Source organism: Roseobacter sp. (genome assembly GCF_045106495.1).
GTDB lineage: Bacteria > Pseudomonadota > Alphaproteobacteria > Rhodobacterales > Rhodobacteraceae > Roseobacter.
The window spans coordinates 20,342-35,742 of sequence record NZ_JBGCEQ010000016.1; the positions used below are offsets into that span (position 1 = coordinate 20,342).

At 57.0% G+C, this 15,401-nt stretch carries 15 protein-coding genes; 6 read left to right on the plus strand and 9 right to left on the minus strand.

The features are described 5' to 3' along the window. Position 1 precedes the first annotated feature (1 nt). The 8 genes from AB8B75_RS11650 to AB8B75_RS11685 all read right to left on the minus strand — a co-directional run bounded on the left by AB8B75_RS11650 (position 2) and on the right by AB8B75_RS11685 (position 8,332). Positions 2 to 1,198: an MBOAT family O-acyltransferase gene (locus AB8B75_RS11650; protein ID WP_405362419.1), complete on the minus strand. Its 1,197-nt coding sequence runs from the start codon at positions 1,196 to 1,198 to the stop codon at positions 2 to 4. Position 1,199: 1 nt separating this feature from the next. Beyond that, a complete protein-coding gene (locus tag AB8B75_RS11655; protein WP_405362421.1) occupies positions 1,200 to 1,352 on the minus strand; it encodes a hypothetical protein in 153 nt (50 codons plus the stop codon). A gap of 16 nt (positions 1,353 to 1,368) precedes the next feature. After that, the gene (locus tag AB8B75_RS11660) at positions 1,369 to 2,442 is read right to left on the minus strand and encodes a hypothetical protein (protein WP_405362423.1); all 1,074 of its coding nucleotides are present in this window, start codon (positions 2,440 to 2,442) and stop codon (positions 1,369 to 1,371) included. A 56-nt stretch (positions 2,443 to 2,498) separates the two neighbouring features. Continuing rightward, positions 2,499 to 3,998, minus strand: coding sequence for a class I adenylate-forming enzyme family protein (locus tag AB8B75_RS11665; protein WP_405362425.1), 1,500 nt, complete (start codon positions 3,996 to 3,998; stop codon positions 2,499 to 2,501). A gap of 1 nt (position 3,999) precedes the next feature. After that, positions 4,000 to 4,920, minus strand: coding sequence for a sulfotransferase family protein (locus AB8B75_RS11670; RefSeq protein WP_405362426.1), 921 nt, complete (start codon positions 4,918 to 4,920; stop codon positions 4,000 to 4,002). Then, complete coding sequence (locus tag AB8B75_RS11675; RefSeq protein ID WP_405362427.1) at positions 4,917 to 6,149, minus strand: type III PLP-dependent enzyme; 1,233 nt, start codon at positions 6,147 to 6,149, stop codon at positions 4,917 to 4,919. Before AB8B75_RS11675 ends, AB8B75_RS11670 begins: the two co-directional genes overlap by 4 nt. Then, positions 6,149 to 6,385, minus strand: coding sequence for an acyl carrier protein (locus AB8B75_RS11680; RefSeq protein WP_405362429.1), 237 nt, complete (start codon positions 6,383 to 6,385; stop codon positions 6,149 to 6,151). The genes AB8B75_RS11675 and AB8B75_RS11680 overlap by 1 nt, the downstream gene beginning before the upstream one ends. Positions 6,386 to 7,393: 1,008 nt before the next feature. Then, complete coding sequence (locus AB8B75_RS11685; RefSeq protein ID WP_405362430.1) at positions 7,394 to 8,332, minus strand: LysR family transcriptional regulator; 939 nt, start codon at positions 8,330 to 8,332, stop codon at positions 7,394 to 7,396. 108 nt (positions 8,333 to 8,440) lie between these two features. On the opposite strand from AB8B75_RS11685, the gene AB8B75_RS11690 reads away from it, so the two are divergent. From AB8B75_RS11690 to AB8B75_RS11715, 6 genes are read left to right on the plus strand one after another with little or no spacing between them, the layout of a single operon-like run. Next, positions 8,441 to 9,037: a 2-oxo-4-hydroxy-4-carboxy-5-ureidoimidazoline decarboxylase gene (locus tag AB8B75_RS11690; protein ID WP_405362432.1), complete on the plus strand. Its 597-nt coding sequence runs from the start codon at positions 8,441 to 8,443 to the stop codon at positions 9,035 to 9,037. Continuing rightward, positions 9,034 to 9,522 carry a tripartite tricarboxylate transporter TctB family protein gene (locus AB8B75_RS11695; protein WP_405362434.1) on the plus strand — a complete coding sequence of 163 codons (489 nt, stop codon included), beginning with the start codon at positions 9,034 to 9,036 and terminating at the stop codon, positions 9,520 to 9,522. The genes AB8B75_RS11690 and AB8B75_RS11695 overlap by 4 nt, the downstream gene beginning before the upstream one ends. Positions 9,523 to 9,524: 2 nt before the next feature. Next, positions 9,525 to 11,042: a tripartite tricarboxylate transporter permease gene (locus AB8B75_RS11700; RefSeq protein WP_405362436.1), complete on the plus strand. Its 1,518-nt coding sequence runs from the start codon at positions 9,525 to 9,527 to the stop codon at positions 11,040 to 11,042. A gap of 35 nt (positions 11,043 to 11,077) precedes the next feature. Continuing rightward, the gene (locus tag AB8B75_RS11705) at positions 11,078 to 12,034 is read left to right on the plus strand and encodes a Bug family tripartite tricarboxylate transporter substrate binding protein (protein ID WP_405362437.1); all 957 of its coding nucleotides are present in this window, start codon (positions 11,078 to 11,080) and stop codon (positions 12,032 to 12,034) included. 54 nt (positions 12,035 to 12,088) lie between these two features. Next, the gene (locus AB8B75_RS11710; RefSeq protein ID WP_405362439.1) at positions 12,089 to 12,997 is read left to right on the plus strand and encodes a BMP family protein; all 909 of its coding nucleotides are present in this window, start codon (positions 12,089 to 12,091) and stop codon (positions 12,995 to 12,997) included. After that, positions 12,994 to 13,374 (plus strand): hydroxyisourate hydrolase, encoded by a 381-nt coding sequence (locus AB8B75_RS11715; protein ID WP_405362441.1) that lies wholly within the window; start codon positions 12,994 to 12,996, stop codon positions 13,372 to 13,374. The genes AB8B75_RS11710 and AB8B75_RS11715 overlap by 4 nt, the downstream gene beginning before the upstream one ends. A 485-nt stretch (positions 13,375 to 13,859) precedes the next feature. Here the strand turns inward: AB8B75_RS11715 and AB8B75_RS11720 are convergent, their stop codons facing one another. Then, positions 13,860 to 14,552, minus strand: a complete 693-nt coding sequence (locus tag AB8B75_RS11720; RefSeq protein ID WP_405362442.1) for an HTTM domain-containing protein — start codon at positions 14,550 to 14,552, stop codon at positions 13,860 to 13,862. Positions 14,553 to 15,401: the final 849 nt, after the last annotated feature.

Here is a 15,401-nt window from a genome sequence, read left to right on the forward strand (position 1 = left end):
TTTACGCGATCCCGAAGGCTGCGACGATCAATCTTATGGACTCCGTGATGGGTGCGCGGCCATTCAACATTGTGAAGGCACCGCCAAGAGAGACATACCCCATTGTCAGCGCCCAGCCTGTGAGCTTGCCCGGCGTCGTTTTGAAAAAGCGAATCTTGCGTTTCATCGCGAAACGTCCCCAGACCAGAAGCCACGCGAGCCCAAGGCCGTGCCAAAGTCCCCAAGCCAGCCAGTGTGGGCTGGCCGAATGCCACAGACCCATGACCAGAAATGTCGCGATCACTGCCCAATAAGGGTTTCGCGTTAGGCCAATCATGGTCATGTAGATGTAACTGCGACACCAATGTGCCAGCGTCATATGCCAGCGCTGCCAGAAGTTCTGCAGATTGGTCGCAAGAAATGGCAGGTTGAAGTTCTCCATAATCCGCAACCCGAAAAGCCGCGATGATCCGATGGCGATGTCGGAATAGGCGGAGAAGTCGAGATAGACGAAGATCAGCGTGAAGACGAGTAGCGCCCAGACTTCCATGATGCTGAAGTTGCCGAGGTCACCGAGCATCGTCAGGACGTTGCCATCTGTAATTCGCGGCATCATGTAGCCCAGGATTGCGCCGCCCAGGATCATTTTCTTGAACAAACCCTGTGCGATACGCATGATGCCGTCGGTCACAAAATCCATGCGGAAGTGAGCAATTTCACGTTCTGCAAGGAAGTGATCGAAGCGCTCGATCGGCCCGGCGGTAAAGATGGGTGCGAGAAACAACCACGAGACGAAATCGCCTGCGCTATGGTCAGGGAAGTTTCCACGCCGCATCTCGATCACATAGTGCAGGAGCTTGAAGGCGAAGTAGCTGATGCCAAGCGGCACAGCGAAGTCAAGGAAACTGCCTGCTCCCAAAAAGAGGCGGCCCATGGCAGGCAGGTATTTTGACCAGACAAAGTAGCCAAGGACGGCGACTGCAGGCCAGGGCGCCCGCATGACAATACCTAGAGGCGTAGGCAGGTTTTCGCGATATCGAAAGCCTGCAAATATCGCGGCGGCAAGTGTCAGCATCGCGATCAGTTCTGGGCCGGCGAAAATCGACAGTAGCCCAAGGCTCGCCACGGCCAAAGCCCAGGTCCGCCAAGATGCGGGCAAGGACCAGTAGACTACAGGCATGAGCCCAAGAAAGAGCCACCATTCGATTACCTGGATCACTTCAGAAACCCTGATACTTGAAAAGCGCGAAGTCGCCCGCGAGCTTGATCAGTTCGATGATAGCAATTGGCAACCAGACCCCCAGAAAGAGTCCTTGTAAGATCTGGCCGGCGCGGCGCGCCGGATGGGTCTTTATGACGTCGTTATCAGACATGTCGATGTCTTCCGGGTCATAGCGTTTCCTGACTTTTAAAGAATTCAGCGAACCGTTCTGCGGTAACCGCGACAACCTTCCCTTGCGGTTCGCCCGTCTTGGTATGAACGGCGTCATTGTAGTCGTTCGGGCCAAGCTCAGCATCGGAACCGATCCGCCAGAACGGTACATTGTGTCTGCTGGAAACTTCCAAGATCCGGCGGTCGAGTTCGTGGACATGGTCCTCGATGCCTAGAAGGTCGGGCACATCGGGCGACATAAGATCCTCGAACAATACGAGTTGCACACCTGGAACGTCTTGCAGCCGCAGGATCATCCGTTCGAGTTGCGCAATATAGGCATCAAACTCGGTCAAGGCCCCTTCGATGGCTTCGGGCGTACCCCGCCGGAAGCGGGCTTGTCCCGTCCGGGGAGGGGTGCGCGCGTGGGGCGAGAAAAGGCGTTCGGACGGAGAATTCAGAGCGAGTTGGCGCAGTGTCATGATCGAGTTGGTCGCGAGGAAGCGGAAATTGTCTGCGACATAGAAACCTGTGCGCAGGCCCGGTGTGCCTCCCAGGTGCTGCATCTCTTCATCCGCCCATTTCGAGCGTAGGCCGAGACGTCCTAGAGATTCGGGGCCAAGCATGCGTTCGCGTGTCCAGGTCGCCCGCCAGAGCCCCGCCGTCATAGTAACGACAACGGAAGGGTCTTCTGGGCCGCGTCCCTCGAGGGCCGTCTCCAGGATCGACATCTGTTCCAATGGGCTTTGGCTTGCGGCTGCGAGAACATGTACCTCCCAGTCCTGACCGGATTGCCCTGCAATTGCACGGTGAAGCGACTGGCCGTCACCGAAGGGCTGTTCGATCGTCGAGGCTCCCAGCATCAGGATCCGGGGTCGAGTCTGTTTGGATCGGGCAAGCCGCAGTGTGTCGACCGTGACGAAGGCGTGGCTGTCAATTCTGTTCTGGGGAAGATAGGCCCCAAGCGGTCCACACAGGGTCGTCGGGTTGAAGAGCCAAAGCAGGAAAGAAAGCGAAATCGCAATGCCAATTGCCAGCATGACCGCGGCCAACCGCGATGGCTCAGACAGACCCGCCCAGAACTCTGCCAAAGCGATTTTCCAGGCAGGTGGTGGGGCCTTCGGGTGCCTGGATCTGGCACGCGCATTCACGCCGGAACCCCAGTCCGCCGTTTCAATTCTGGATAGTCGGTCTTGCCGCTTGGGGTGCGGGGCAAGGCGGGCAGGAAGCGCCACTCGCGCGGCTGCATATAGGGACTCATCGCCTGTCTAGCATGGCGCTTGAGAGCCTTCAGCGCCGTTTTCTGGTCGATGGCTTCGGTCAGAACGACATTTGCCACAATCTTATCACCAAGCATGTCGTGGGGTACGCTCGTAATGGCTACCGACGCGACGCCATCAGCCGCAAGCAGCAGCGTCTCGACCTCATCCGGGGACACGCGCACGCCCATGACCTTTAGTTGTCGGTCGCTGCGACCGTGGATAAAAAGGCGCCCTTCGGTGTCAAGATGTCCAAGGTCGCCAGTAAAAACCGCGCGCGGCGCGGAGACCTCCAAATGGGGCCAGAGCGGATCGGGGCGGAGCGTTCGCGCCGTGGCCTCAGGATCGCCCCAGTAGCCGAGAAACGCACCAGCACCGCGATGTACGATTTCTCCCTCCTCGTCCGGGGCACATGGGGTCGCGTCCACGCGAAGGACTGCGACATCGACGCCAGGGACGGGAAAACCTACGCAATCCGGCAGGGTAGGGGCGAGTTCGCAAGGCAGCGTAGCGGTGCGAAAGGTTTCGGTCAGCCCATAGTTGAGCGACAAGGCCGCATCAGGGAAGACCTCGCGCAGAGTGGCGTAGACTCCTCTGGGGATGCGTGAACCGGTATTGGTGATCAACCGCACCGAGCCGCGCGGCGTATCGCGCACGGGTGCCAGACCCACAAGAAGATCCGAGAAGACCGCAGGCACGCCCGCCAAAACCGTTGGCGCATGCATACCAAGCGCTTCGCACAGCCCGAAGGCGTTTCGCGGTGCCGGCAAGATTAGAGGCAATCCGCGAAAGATTGTTGTCAGAAGTTGGCCCCAGCCGTAATCAAAGGCGAATGGGATCGGGCAGAGGAGACGATCATCCGCGCGATAGCCCAGATGGCCTGCGACGCGGTCGGCCCCCGAGATCAGGTTTGCCGCGGACTGGACCACGCCCTTGGGCCGCCCGGTGGAGCCTGAGGTGAACAGGATCGAAGCCGGTGCATCGCCAGAGGCGCGGGGGCGGGGTGCATAGTCTGGAACGGCACAGGGGCGGTCGAGTGTCAGAACAGGCGCGCCGGGATCGCCCGTATCATCGCGGTCGGTCACCACCAGATCGGCACCGGTGGTCGCTGTGGCGTGGGCAAGATGCGCGGACGGTGCGTCTGCGTGGACGAGGACTGGAATGGCGCCGCGCGACCAAATACCAAGGATCGCGCTGACGAATTCCGCGCTGTTCTCGCCAGAGACCACCACCCGCGCGCCCGGGGCCACATCAAGCGCCGCCCCCCAGGCAAGTGCTGCGGTATGCAGTGCGGCGAAACTTGTTTCAATCTGACCCTGAACCAGCGCGGGGGCCTCGCCCTTGCGTGCGGCGATCCTAGTGAAGCGATACCAGCCCCAAGCAGACATATCAGGTATCGTCCCGGCCGGCGCTCCGGCGTTTCATCTCGGCAGCCATACGGAATTGCCGGATCGCAGTGTCACGGTCTGGGAGCGCAGGCATTTTGGGCACCTTGTAGCCATGGGCTTCCATCAGTGGCGCCACCACGGGCAATAGCCGGGAAGCGGCGGCCCGAGGAAGTCGTTTGCGCCAGCCATTTGGATCAGGTGGCCTAAGACCCGCAGTCGTGTGAATGCGGAAATCGCCAAGGCCTGTTGCACCGCCAGAGTCTACGTCAAAGGCGCAGCGCACCGTTTCCTGCGGCTCACCGGTCAGCCCCAGAAAGTCAAAAAGCGCTGCAAGTGTGGTATCGGGATCACCCGTCAGGTCTTCGTAGCGCAGGCAATGGCAGGCTTCCGCATTGCGTTCAGCAAAAGTGTCAAGTGCACACTGTCGCTCGGCCCAGGCTTGCGCTACGCCCATATACGGCGACGAGGACCCACTCGCGGCTTTTGCCAGATCGCTCAGAGGCGCTCCAAGGACGTCAGTGAGCTCCTTGTTGGATGCGATCACGTCAAGTGGGTTTCGCGTGAGGCATATGAAATACGCGTGCCCTTTCAAAAGTTTTTCGAGCGTTTCGAGATGAAAGATATCAACGGCAGTCTGGTCGATCTGCACAGGTGCGCCATCGGCAATACGGTCGTGGAAGTCAAAAACCATCCTGCGTAATGGCTGCATGACTTCTTCAGCCTCGATGTCGAGAAATCCAAGCCCCGTCAGCACACCGATCGGAGGGCCTTCGACGTCTGTCTGTTCGTGCAGGAAGCGCGCAGCGGCGCTGTAAAGATGTGTTTCGGGTGGGCAGGAGACATCCGTGTGCGCCGCAAGGAGCTTTGCCAGAAGTGTTGTGCCCGAGCGGGGGAAGCCAAGGATCAGAACACGTTTCGTCACAGCACTAACTCCGCCGCGATCCTTGCAAGAGGCGGTGTCGCATCGCGCAACTGACCGTTTTCGATCACCACTTCGCGCGGCTCGGGATGCGAAATGAATCCTCGGGGCGAAGCTGAATACCCGTAAGCCCCTGAAGATGCGATGGAAAGAACGTCCGCAATGCTAACCTTTGGCAGTTCAATATCCATTGCAAGACGGTCGATTGAGGTGCAAAGCGGCCCCGTCAGCATATAGCGCCCTGTCTGTCCTTTCGCATTTGATAGATTTTCGAAATCCCAGTTGCGGCGGATGACTGACCCCATCATTCCGCAGGCGGCCAGATGGGCATTGAAACCCGCGTCGCAGGTTCGTACCTCTACGCCGCGCGAATGCTTTTCGGATATCACGCGGGTCAGAAGCCAGCCGGCGGGCCCAACCAGCCAGCGACCAAGCTCAAGATTGCATTTCGTTTCGTTGAAGGCCTCACCGTCCAGCAGATCGTCAATGATTGGGTTGATCAGGGCTGGCAGGGCGGCGTGGTCGAGTGCGTCTTCACCTGGCAGATAGGGGATGCCGAAACCTGAGCCGAAGACGAGCCTTTTGGGTTTGACGCCGGTGATCTCCTGCGCGGCGCGAAAGATGTCCGCGAAGATGGCGAAGTTTTCGGCAATGGCTTCGGGCACAAGGCAATTGGTGCCCGAATAGATATGAAAGCCAATGAGGTTGAGGTTTGGATAATCGCGGATAATTGGCAAATCACGCGCGAGATCTTCCTCATCGATGCCAAACTGGCTGGCCGTGGCACCCATAGAAGCGCCAAATTTACGTGGTAATTTCAACGGGTTAATTCGCACGAGAATGTTTTGATTTACACCGCGTTCTTTGGCAATACTGCTGGCGCGTTTGGCTTCGGTCAGACTTTCCACTACCAATTCGCCCACACCCGCCACGATCGCTCCTTTAATCTCGGCTTCGCGCTTGGCGGGACCCGAAAAGGTGACTTGCTTTGCGGGCATGCCCGCGTCTATCGCCGCGATTACCTCCGCAAAAGAGGAGGCGTCGAAAGTCGATAGCCCAGCCTGAAGCGCGGCTAGAAGCGTTGGGTTTGGATTTGCCTTTATCGCGTAGCTGATGCCGAACCGATTGCCAAAAAGATCGGAGAGAATACTCAGCCGCTTTTGCACCATATCCAGATTATAAACATAAAGAGGCGTGCCAAAGGTATTCGCAGCTTCAAGCAACGGAGCCATCACGCGCTCTCGCGTTGCGCAAAAGCGAGGATCCGGTTGATACTGTCGAAATTGTCGAGATTGACGTCCGTTGGGCTGATCCGTATGCCCGCGCGTTCTTCCACGAACATCATCATCGTAACCAGCGCGAAACTGTCAACAATCCCTTCGCTAAAAAGTAAAGTGGCGGGCTCAATGTCGTCAGTCTCAATGCCCAATTCGTCGGAAAGCAGCTCATAAATATCATCGCACGTCATCGCGCGTCCCCCCTAAACAACCTTCTAAATACAGCTTAATCTGACATGAATTTGTGTAGTGTGACCAGCCCTGCCAAAGCAATTACAGGGGTTGGTGTCGCCGGAAGGACACTCTTCCTACACCCTATGATTGCTTTCTACACCCTATGATTGCAAAGGAGCATGCAAACGGATCTTTCCGCTTGGTTGTGGTAGTAAGTTGTTACGCGGCACATTCAAAAAACGGATCGCCACCACTGCCTGATCGACAGCTGGAATGCCGGATCTTATGTTCCGCAAGGTCGGCTATTTCGGTTGATTGATCACGTCTTCGGTCTGAGCGCCATTCGCCAGCGTCTGGTGATATCAAGGGCCGCACCGATCGTCCATCAGCCTAACCCGAACTGTTGATACGTGTGTTGCTGAAGAGACAATACTTCGGTTTGCGATCAGAGTAGCAGATCTGCAAAGAGGTCCATCTGAACCTTGCATACCGTTGTTTCTGTCGCCTCGATGTGACAAATCGCACCCCGGGTCAGTAGATCTTTTTCAAGAACCGCCAGTATCGTTTCCGCGCGAGCTACTTACTGCGCTAAATGCTCGAGGCGACGGTCGCGTGGGCCATGGCAGAAGGTGTCTTTGGCGACAAGGACTTTGCCACAGAAGACAGTGTGATCGTCGCTATACTTCAGAAGAAGAACTCCACCAATCCCGAAAAGACCACGGCCTGCTTTACCGTAAACTGGCCGAAAACATATGATCGTCTTCCGAGAACATGCCAAGCCATCTGCGAACACATCCCGGACATACATATGGGCCGATCGTGCCTGGCTGAATATCCTCGATCTAGGATGGTGGATGGAAACTGTGTTGTCGTTGGTTACAAAAATGTTGCCAACTGCCCACGCCACTTGCCCAAGAGGCGCAAGGTTCCATCGTGCAGATCCGAACAGCTTAATGCCCTCAGAACGTAGTGGTGTTACAATTGTAAAACAGGATCTGGTCTCAGGAACGCGAATGAGCGGCGGATCAATCGCAAGTCATTGAAAGGCCGACCCTAGACAGTCTTGCCGGTAGCATTTCCGACAGCGCTTCTCCGACCAGACGCGCAGCACGTGGTAGCGGGCGGCGGGCGTCCACAACAACGCTGATCGTTTGGGGTCGCAAGTTCTTGTCCACTAACGGCACAAAGAACAAACTGCCATCTTCTAGCTCTCGCAAGGCGTCAAGCTGCGATGTGATCGCGAGATACGAACCACCGATGAGTGTCTGTTTGAGAAACTGCAAGGAATTGGTCACCAGTGTCGGCTCGGTCTGATCAAAGAGCCAGCTGTAGCGTTCGTCGAGATATCCGCGCACTGGTAATACGCGACTTTGCACCGCCAGCGGATGTTTCGCCGCCTCGCTAAGTGTCGTCCGCTCCGCCCCCCAAAGCGGATGGCCTGCGCCGACGACGCACCCGAAGGGCAAGGGCGCAGACCATAGGGTATGGCGCGACTTATCGGTCGGCAGGTTGAAGGCCAAGGCGAGGTCGATGCTTCCGATCTCGAGTTCATGCGCAACCTCCTTTGGTGTCATGATGTCCACTGAAAACCTGATGCGCGCATAGCGCTCTGCGAAAGTCTCTATCAAATCCGGAAGGATCGAATTGGCGAGGCTGTCCATGGCCCCCAGACGCACGGTGCCGAATTGCTCTCCGCGCATGATGCGCAATTCTTCTTCAAGGCGTGCCTCATCTGCGCGCCATCGCCTTGCGAGCAGCACCACCGTTTCACCGGCCGAGGTGAGCCGCATACCGCGTGCATGCCTTTCAAACAGTGGTGTCTGACATACGTCCTCCATCGCGATGATCTGGCGGTCAATCGCAGATGCAGCGATCCCGAGCTGGCGCGAGGCAGCCTGTACCGACCCAACCCGAGCGACGGCTTCGAGATAGTTAAGGCTTCTCGGCAGAAGATGAAGCGGCATTCGGTCTCCCTACAGCATTGCCTTTTTGCGTATGCAGCATGGATTCTTTTGAAATAGATGGCAACGATCAAACGAGGGTAGCATCCACGGGACCACTCGGAGAAATGTATGAAAGACACCGCGCCGCCTTCTTTCTCAATCAGTGCCTTGAACAGGGCGGCGGACAGTCAGGCTGCAGCGATGATGGACCGAGTCGTCGAGCGTTCTCCCTGGTTTGCCCATCGCGCGGCGGCTGCGCGACCGTTTCGCGATGCCGACCATCTGGCCGCGTGGTTGGAAGCCGAAGTGCGTCACCTGTCCCACGATGAAGCCGTCCAATTGCTGTGCGCGCATCCTGAGTTGTCGCCGTCTGACCCGACCGGCATGACGCATGCATCGCAAGATGAGCAGGGTCGGCTTCTCTTGCTTCAACCCAATCCTCAGCTGTCAGAGCGCCTGTTTAACCTTAACCGGCGTTACCTGCGGCAGCACGGGTATCCTTTTATCATTGCCCTGCATGCGCAAGCTGACACTTCTGCAGTCATCGCCCAGTTCGAAAACAGGATCGCGGCAGATCCGGATGAAGAATTGGTCCGCGCACTGGGAGAAGTCGTTTCCGTTATGCAGGCCCGGCTTGCCAAGTTGGCAGGCACCGCGCCAAAGATGGGCGGCTCGTCTGATACCACTTGTACGCCGGTCGCAAACAAAGGACGGGCCGGAACATGAGAGCCCTCCTTTTGCGCCTGCGTCAAAAAGGTCAAACCGCGCGTCCGCCTCACGCTTACGTTGGCGCGCTTGGAGGGGCCGGACTTCTGGCGCTGAGTATGGTGTTCATTGGTGGCGGGTTCGATCTGGGTGTCGGGTCCTTACGCCGTCTCGGCACCGGTGCTTTTCCGGTCATCACTGGGTTCACGCTTGCGGTGCTTTCTCTTGCCATCATCACTGCCGATCTGCGCGACACGTCGGACGCTGAACGGCCCGACTGGATATCGTTTGCCGCGATAGGAGCGGCTCTGGCGGTCTTTGCTCTGACCGTGGGCCGGATTGGTCTGGTGCCCGGTGTGTTTCTGACCACCATCACGGCGAGCGTTCCCGACCCCTCGCTCCGTTTCGTTGGAAAGCTTGCCTTGGGCGTTGGAGTGTCGCTGGCTTGTTGGGTGCTTTTCATCGGTCTGATCGGCTTGCCGTTCGACGCGTTTGTGAGCCTGTAAAGATGGAGATTCTGACGGGGTTTGGAAATGGATTGCTGGTCGCGCTTCAGCCAGAGAATTTGCTTTACTGTTTCATCGGCGTGTTTCTGGGGACGTTCATCGGCGTTCTGCCTGGCATAGGCTCACTTGCTGCCATCTCAATGATCTTGCCTTTGACGTTCTATCTTGAACCCACATCGGCTTTGGTGATGATTGCTGGCGTCTATTACGGGGCGGAATATGGTGGCTCGATCGCATCGATCCTCATGAACATACCTGGGACGCCCTCCTCGTCCATTACCTGCATCGATGGCTATCCGATGGCCCGTGAGGGACGCGCAGGGGTTGCGCTTTTTGCCAGCGCGATCGCCTCTTTTGGCGGCGGTATCGTGGGAATGATTGTGATGGCTGTACTTGCGCCAAGTCTCGCGGAGCTTGCTTTGAATTTCGGACCTACCGAATACTTCGCGGTGATCTTGTTGGGTCTTGTGGCAGCCTCCGCCGTATCGAACGGAAACCCTGTCAAGGGCATCGCGATGGTCGTCGCGGGCCTGATGCTTGGCACAGTGGGCGTGGACATCACGACGGGCGCAGAGCGCTTTACCATGGGCATTCCTGAGATGCGCGACGGCGTGCATCTGGTGATCGTTGCCATGGGCCTGTTCGGCGTGGGTGAACTGATCGTGTCGATCCGTGCCAATGCCAGCGGCGCGCACCAGAACGAAATTGACTACTCCAAGTTCTATCCGTCGCGGCAAGAATGGAAGGCCATTTTTGCGCCGATCATGCGGGGATCTGGCATCGGCAGTTTCTTTGGTGCGCTGCCGGGCACCGGTCAGACCGTCGCCTCTGCCGTTGCCTATGCGGTCGAAAAGAAGATTTCGCCAAATCGTGCGACTTTCGGCAAAGGCGCCATCGAAGGTGTCGCAGTCCCAGAGGCGGCCAACAATTCAGCCACCCAGACGGCTTTTATTCCCACGCTCACCCTGGGCGTACCGGGTAGTGCTTCGATGGCGCTCGTGATCGGGGCACTGATGATGTATGGTATCGTGCCGGGTCCCAGGCTTCTGGTGGAGCACGCTGATCTCTTCTGGGGGCTGGTGGCGAGTTTCCTGATCGGGAACGTCCTGCTCCTCATTCTCAACATCCCACTCATCGGGCTATGGGTGCGGTTGCTGAAAATTCCTTACCGCTACATGTACCCGACCATCATCGTGCTGATCTGCGTCGGCGTCTACTCGATCAACAACAACGTCTTCGATGTGTGGCTGACGCTCGCTTTTGGCTGGGTTGGCTATCTGATGCGCCTGTTCCGGTTTGAGCCCGCGCCCTTTCTGATCGGCTTTGTGCTGGGACCGATGATGGAAGAACAATTGCGCCGCGCCATGCTGCTATCTCGGGGTGACCCGAGCGTTTTCCTGACCCGTCCGATCAGCGGCACGTTGATTGCAATTACTTTCCTGCTTCTCAGCTACGCCATTTACTCGGCCGCAAAACAGCGGCGTGCGCAAAAAAAAGTGCACATCGCATCAGAGCCGTAAGTCCATCCAACCTCCAGACAAGGAAAATACAAACCATGAAACACTTCCTCGCACTTGGTGCAGCCACGCTTCTTCTTGCCGCTCCGTTACAAGCCGAGCCCGGGAAATGGACAGATGAGCCAGTTCGCATTGTCGTTACCTTCCCGCCGGGCGGAACAAGCGACCTCATCGCGCGCGTTCTCGCACAGTATTTCGAGAGCGAATATGGACAGAAGGCGGTGGTCGACAATCGGCCGGGCGCTGGCGGCACGGTCGCGGCCGATTTCGTGGCTGAGCAGGCTCCGGACGGCACAACGCTGATCCTTGGCAACAATGCGCCTTTTACCATCGCACCGACGCAATTCGAAGACCTGCCATACGATCCGATGGCTGACTTCAGCCATATCGCTTACCTTGGCGCATCGACACCCGCCTTATTCGTTCAGCCGGCCTCTGGAATTACCAGCATCGAGCAATACATCGACGCCGCCAAAGGCAACGGTATCACCTACGGCTCTTCTGGCGTCGGGTCTATCACGCACATCCTCGGTAAGGCTGTGGACATTGAGCTTGATATCGAGCAGATTCACGTGCCCTACCAAGGCAGCGCGCCGGCCATCCAGGATTTCCGGGCAGGCGTGCTCGAAGCCTACTATGACATGGTTGCACTCAACCGCGACTTGATCACCGAAGGCGAAACGCAGCCCATCGCACTTGCCGCCCCTGAAAGGTCTCCGATCTTTCCTGAAATTCCGACCTTCCGTGAACTCGGGCATGACATCGTCATCGAGAATTGGACGGGGCTGTCAGGCCCAGCAGGCATGGACCCTCAGATGGTGGAGACGATCAACGAAACGGTAGCAGAGATCATGCAGCTTGACGCCGTCGTCGAACAACTCGCACAGTTCGGAATCGCTCATACGCCGATGAGCGCCGAAGAGTTTACCGCTTTTGTGGAGGGAACCATTTCAACATGGGAACCACTCATCAAGGCGGCAAAGGTCAATGGATGAATTCGGCGGATCGCGGTGCGCTGATAGCGCGCCGCATCCCAAGGGACCGAACCTGTGAAGATTGCCGTCCTGTTTGTAGGCGAAGTACATGATCGCGGTTTCAACCAATGCGCCCTCGAGGGTGTCGAACGGATGCGCGCGGCGGGCGCTGCAGAGATTGAGATCGTCAGCGGGGTGTCTTACCAGCCAAATGCAATGACCACGGCGCTTGAAACCAGCGCAGCCCGCGCGGATGGCGTCATTTTCATTGGCGGTCAGGGCAACGGCATCACACCGCCGGTCGCAGCATCTTTTCCAGACCGAAGCTTCGCGGTCGTCCAAGGAAACGTCACCGGCGCCAACCTCGCCAGCTATGACGTGCTCCAGGAGCAATCGGCGTTTCTCGCGGGGGTGGCGGCGGCGAGGCTGACCCAAAGCGGTGTCGTCGGTCACCTTTCAGGTCATCGTGTCAGTCCGGGTCTCAAGGGGCGTGCCGCCTTTTCTTCGGGTCTACGCCATGTCGACGAAAACATCCGGCTTGTCACGGGGTTCTGTGGTACACAGGACGACAATGAGACCACGGACAGATGGGCAAGGGGCATTGCGGATACCGGGGCGGACATTCTGTTTACAATGCTCAACGCGGCACGGGACGGCGCGATCGACGCGTGCCAGGCAACTGGCATGCGCCAGATCGGTAACGCCACGGATTGGTGCGCCGTGGATGCGGACGTTTTTGTTGCATCGGCGGTGGCCAGGATAGATCTGGGTGTCGAGCGCGCTGTGATAAATCTGCTGGCCGGGCGATGCCCCGACCAGATCGAAGACCTGGGACTCGCACAAAACGCGGTAGAGTTGACCTGCGCGCCGGATGTTCCTGAAGTTGTTCGGGAAGAGGTCAATGCATCCGCCGAAATGATCGCCGCGAGGCAGCTTGAGGTGGAAACGGTCTTCAATGGACCTGAATTCGAGTTGGGACAATGACAAAGACTACCGTGAACGCCGCAGCGGGCGGCATATCTATCCATGCCGTGGATGTTGCGCGCGGTATTCCGGCCCGCGGCCTCGCGGTGGGCCTCATGCGTCTGGACCCTGATCCGGTCGAGATTGCCAGTGGAGCGTGCGCCTCAGACGGCCACTTCATCCATCCGGTGTCAGAGGGCTTAGGAGTAACCCGTGGGATGTACAAAGTGACTTTCGGTGTCGGCGAATATTACCGCCAAAGCGGCACGGAAGTGCCCGATCCGGCTTTCGTTGAGGATGCGGTGTTCCAATTTGGCATTGAGCGAGTGAACGAGCACTTTCACTTGCCTTTCAAATTCACACCCTGGGGCTTCTCCTTATTTCGGGGGGGTGCTTGATAGTCTCTAAGCAGACGAACGGGTTCAGGGTCGAGTGTCCCCGCATTTACCTAAAAACTAGGTGATGTGACCCAATCTTTGACAATCTGCAGGTATGCGTCGAGATACGCAATTGTTCGCGAAATCGACCGGGCTGAAAAATTTCGGGGCCAATCAACAGTGGGTTTGCCTTCCATCCCGCAACTGGTACCCGGGTGCTCGCTGAAGTCTCGAAGCGCGCCCGCTTTCGAGTTTTGTAAGTAGCACTGAGGCCCGTTCTTCGATCTCCTCAGACACCTTTACACGGGAAACACGCCGACAAGGAGATACAGCGATCTTCGAACACGTATACGGCTTTAATAATGCACGCGCCCACCAATCGCCTCGGCTGGAAAAATCCGATGGGGTTCCAACGGGAGGTGGCTTAAACGAGCACTGGGTTCCGCAGAAAACGCGACGGGCCCAGTACTGTGCTTTGGATCGCACACGGCACGGCGTGCCTCACATCAAGCGTTAGGGATTAAGCGAGTTTGTAGCCATAGAATCGAAGGATAGGCGGCGATCCAGAACCACACGAAACGATTTAATCCAAACAGCCAAGCATTGGCCACATGAAACGCGGCTGCTGCGATGAGCGCCAATATCAAAACGGTGGAATTCAGAATGCTTAGAGGAAATAGGACTTCAAACAGCATCACTGCCCAAGACGCGGACCAAAGAAGGCGAGGACGGTCAGCCAGTGCGCGTAGAGACTCGCTTACCGGATAGGTCGAAAAACTGAACACGTCCTGCAAGGCGCGCCCATTGCGCCACTCGGTATTGACGATCTTTACCTGTCCAGAGATGAAATACGACAAAATGACCTGCACCGCCAAATAGCCAAACGCGGCCTCCGTGCTGATGCCGTCCGGCAACCAGCGTGACAAACAAAGGCAATACAAGATCAACAAACCCATTCGATCACTGCCGCCGTTGTATGGCCCTTGATAGCGGTGCAAGATCAGCAGGCTATGTACAGACAGCGCCAGCAGCACCCAATTGCTGTAAAGTCCCGTCAAAAGCACTAAGCTCAATACGGCACGGGGTATGAACAATAGCCGCGTATCTTGCGACCCAAAAATGTGCTCGGCGCTTTGCTGCAACAAAGCCGCAGCAAGAAGGACTTCAGTCGCCCGCAATGCCAATTCCAACGTCATCATGTCTTGGATGCCAAAATTGGAAATGCATCCGAGACAAAAACAACTTCCTGTACCAAGTTCGTCTGTTCGCGATGTACAAAAACCAATCGGAATTGAAAAAACGCGTCCCCTGAATCAATTTGCATTTGCTCAATGTCGAACTGAATTCGCCGTCTGATTTCATTTATACTGTGCGCCGCGGGGTGCTGCTGGATTCGTTCTGCACAACTGACGACGAATAACTCTTCGTTCCGGTCTGGGTTCCAAAATAGTCGAAAAACTATCTTGAGCGGTGCGACTGTGAATGGACGTGGCCGAAACTCTTGCCAAACGACTGGCGCTGTGCAGCGATCAGATAGCATCGTCCACTGCACTCTCGGCGAAGGTTCAATTGTCTTGAAGAATCGCCAAGAAGGAATAATTACAGGCAAAATCAAAGACATCGTTTTTAGCATGAACAGAGTTAACGGCCAGCAAGTTAACGCCACGTGAATCCCGCGGGACGACTATGGAATAGTCACAATTGTCGGGTGACAAGCTTTAAACGCTCTCGATCTCGAGCACCGATCACCCAACGAACCAAATGCCCAGGCGTCGTCGCCCGAAATGCAAAAATGCGATCAGAAGTTCGAAACGCATTGTTGGGCTTGTTCGATAGAAAGGGGATCACTGTGGAGTCCATTACGTATGATCTCGACGAGCAGGTGCTGTAGTGCAACCTAATTCTGGTTCTCAGGACCCATCCGTCCTGCGTCGAGCGTATTGAGGACCTTCTGATCAAGGGCCCGAGTCTCACGGGTGTGTTGGGAGCCCCGGTTTTGATGATCTGCGCGAATAGATCAACGCCTACCTAAACAAAGAGCCGCAGCA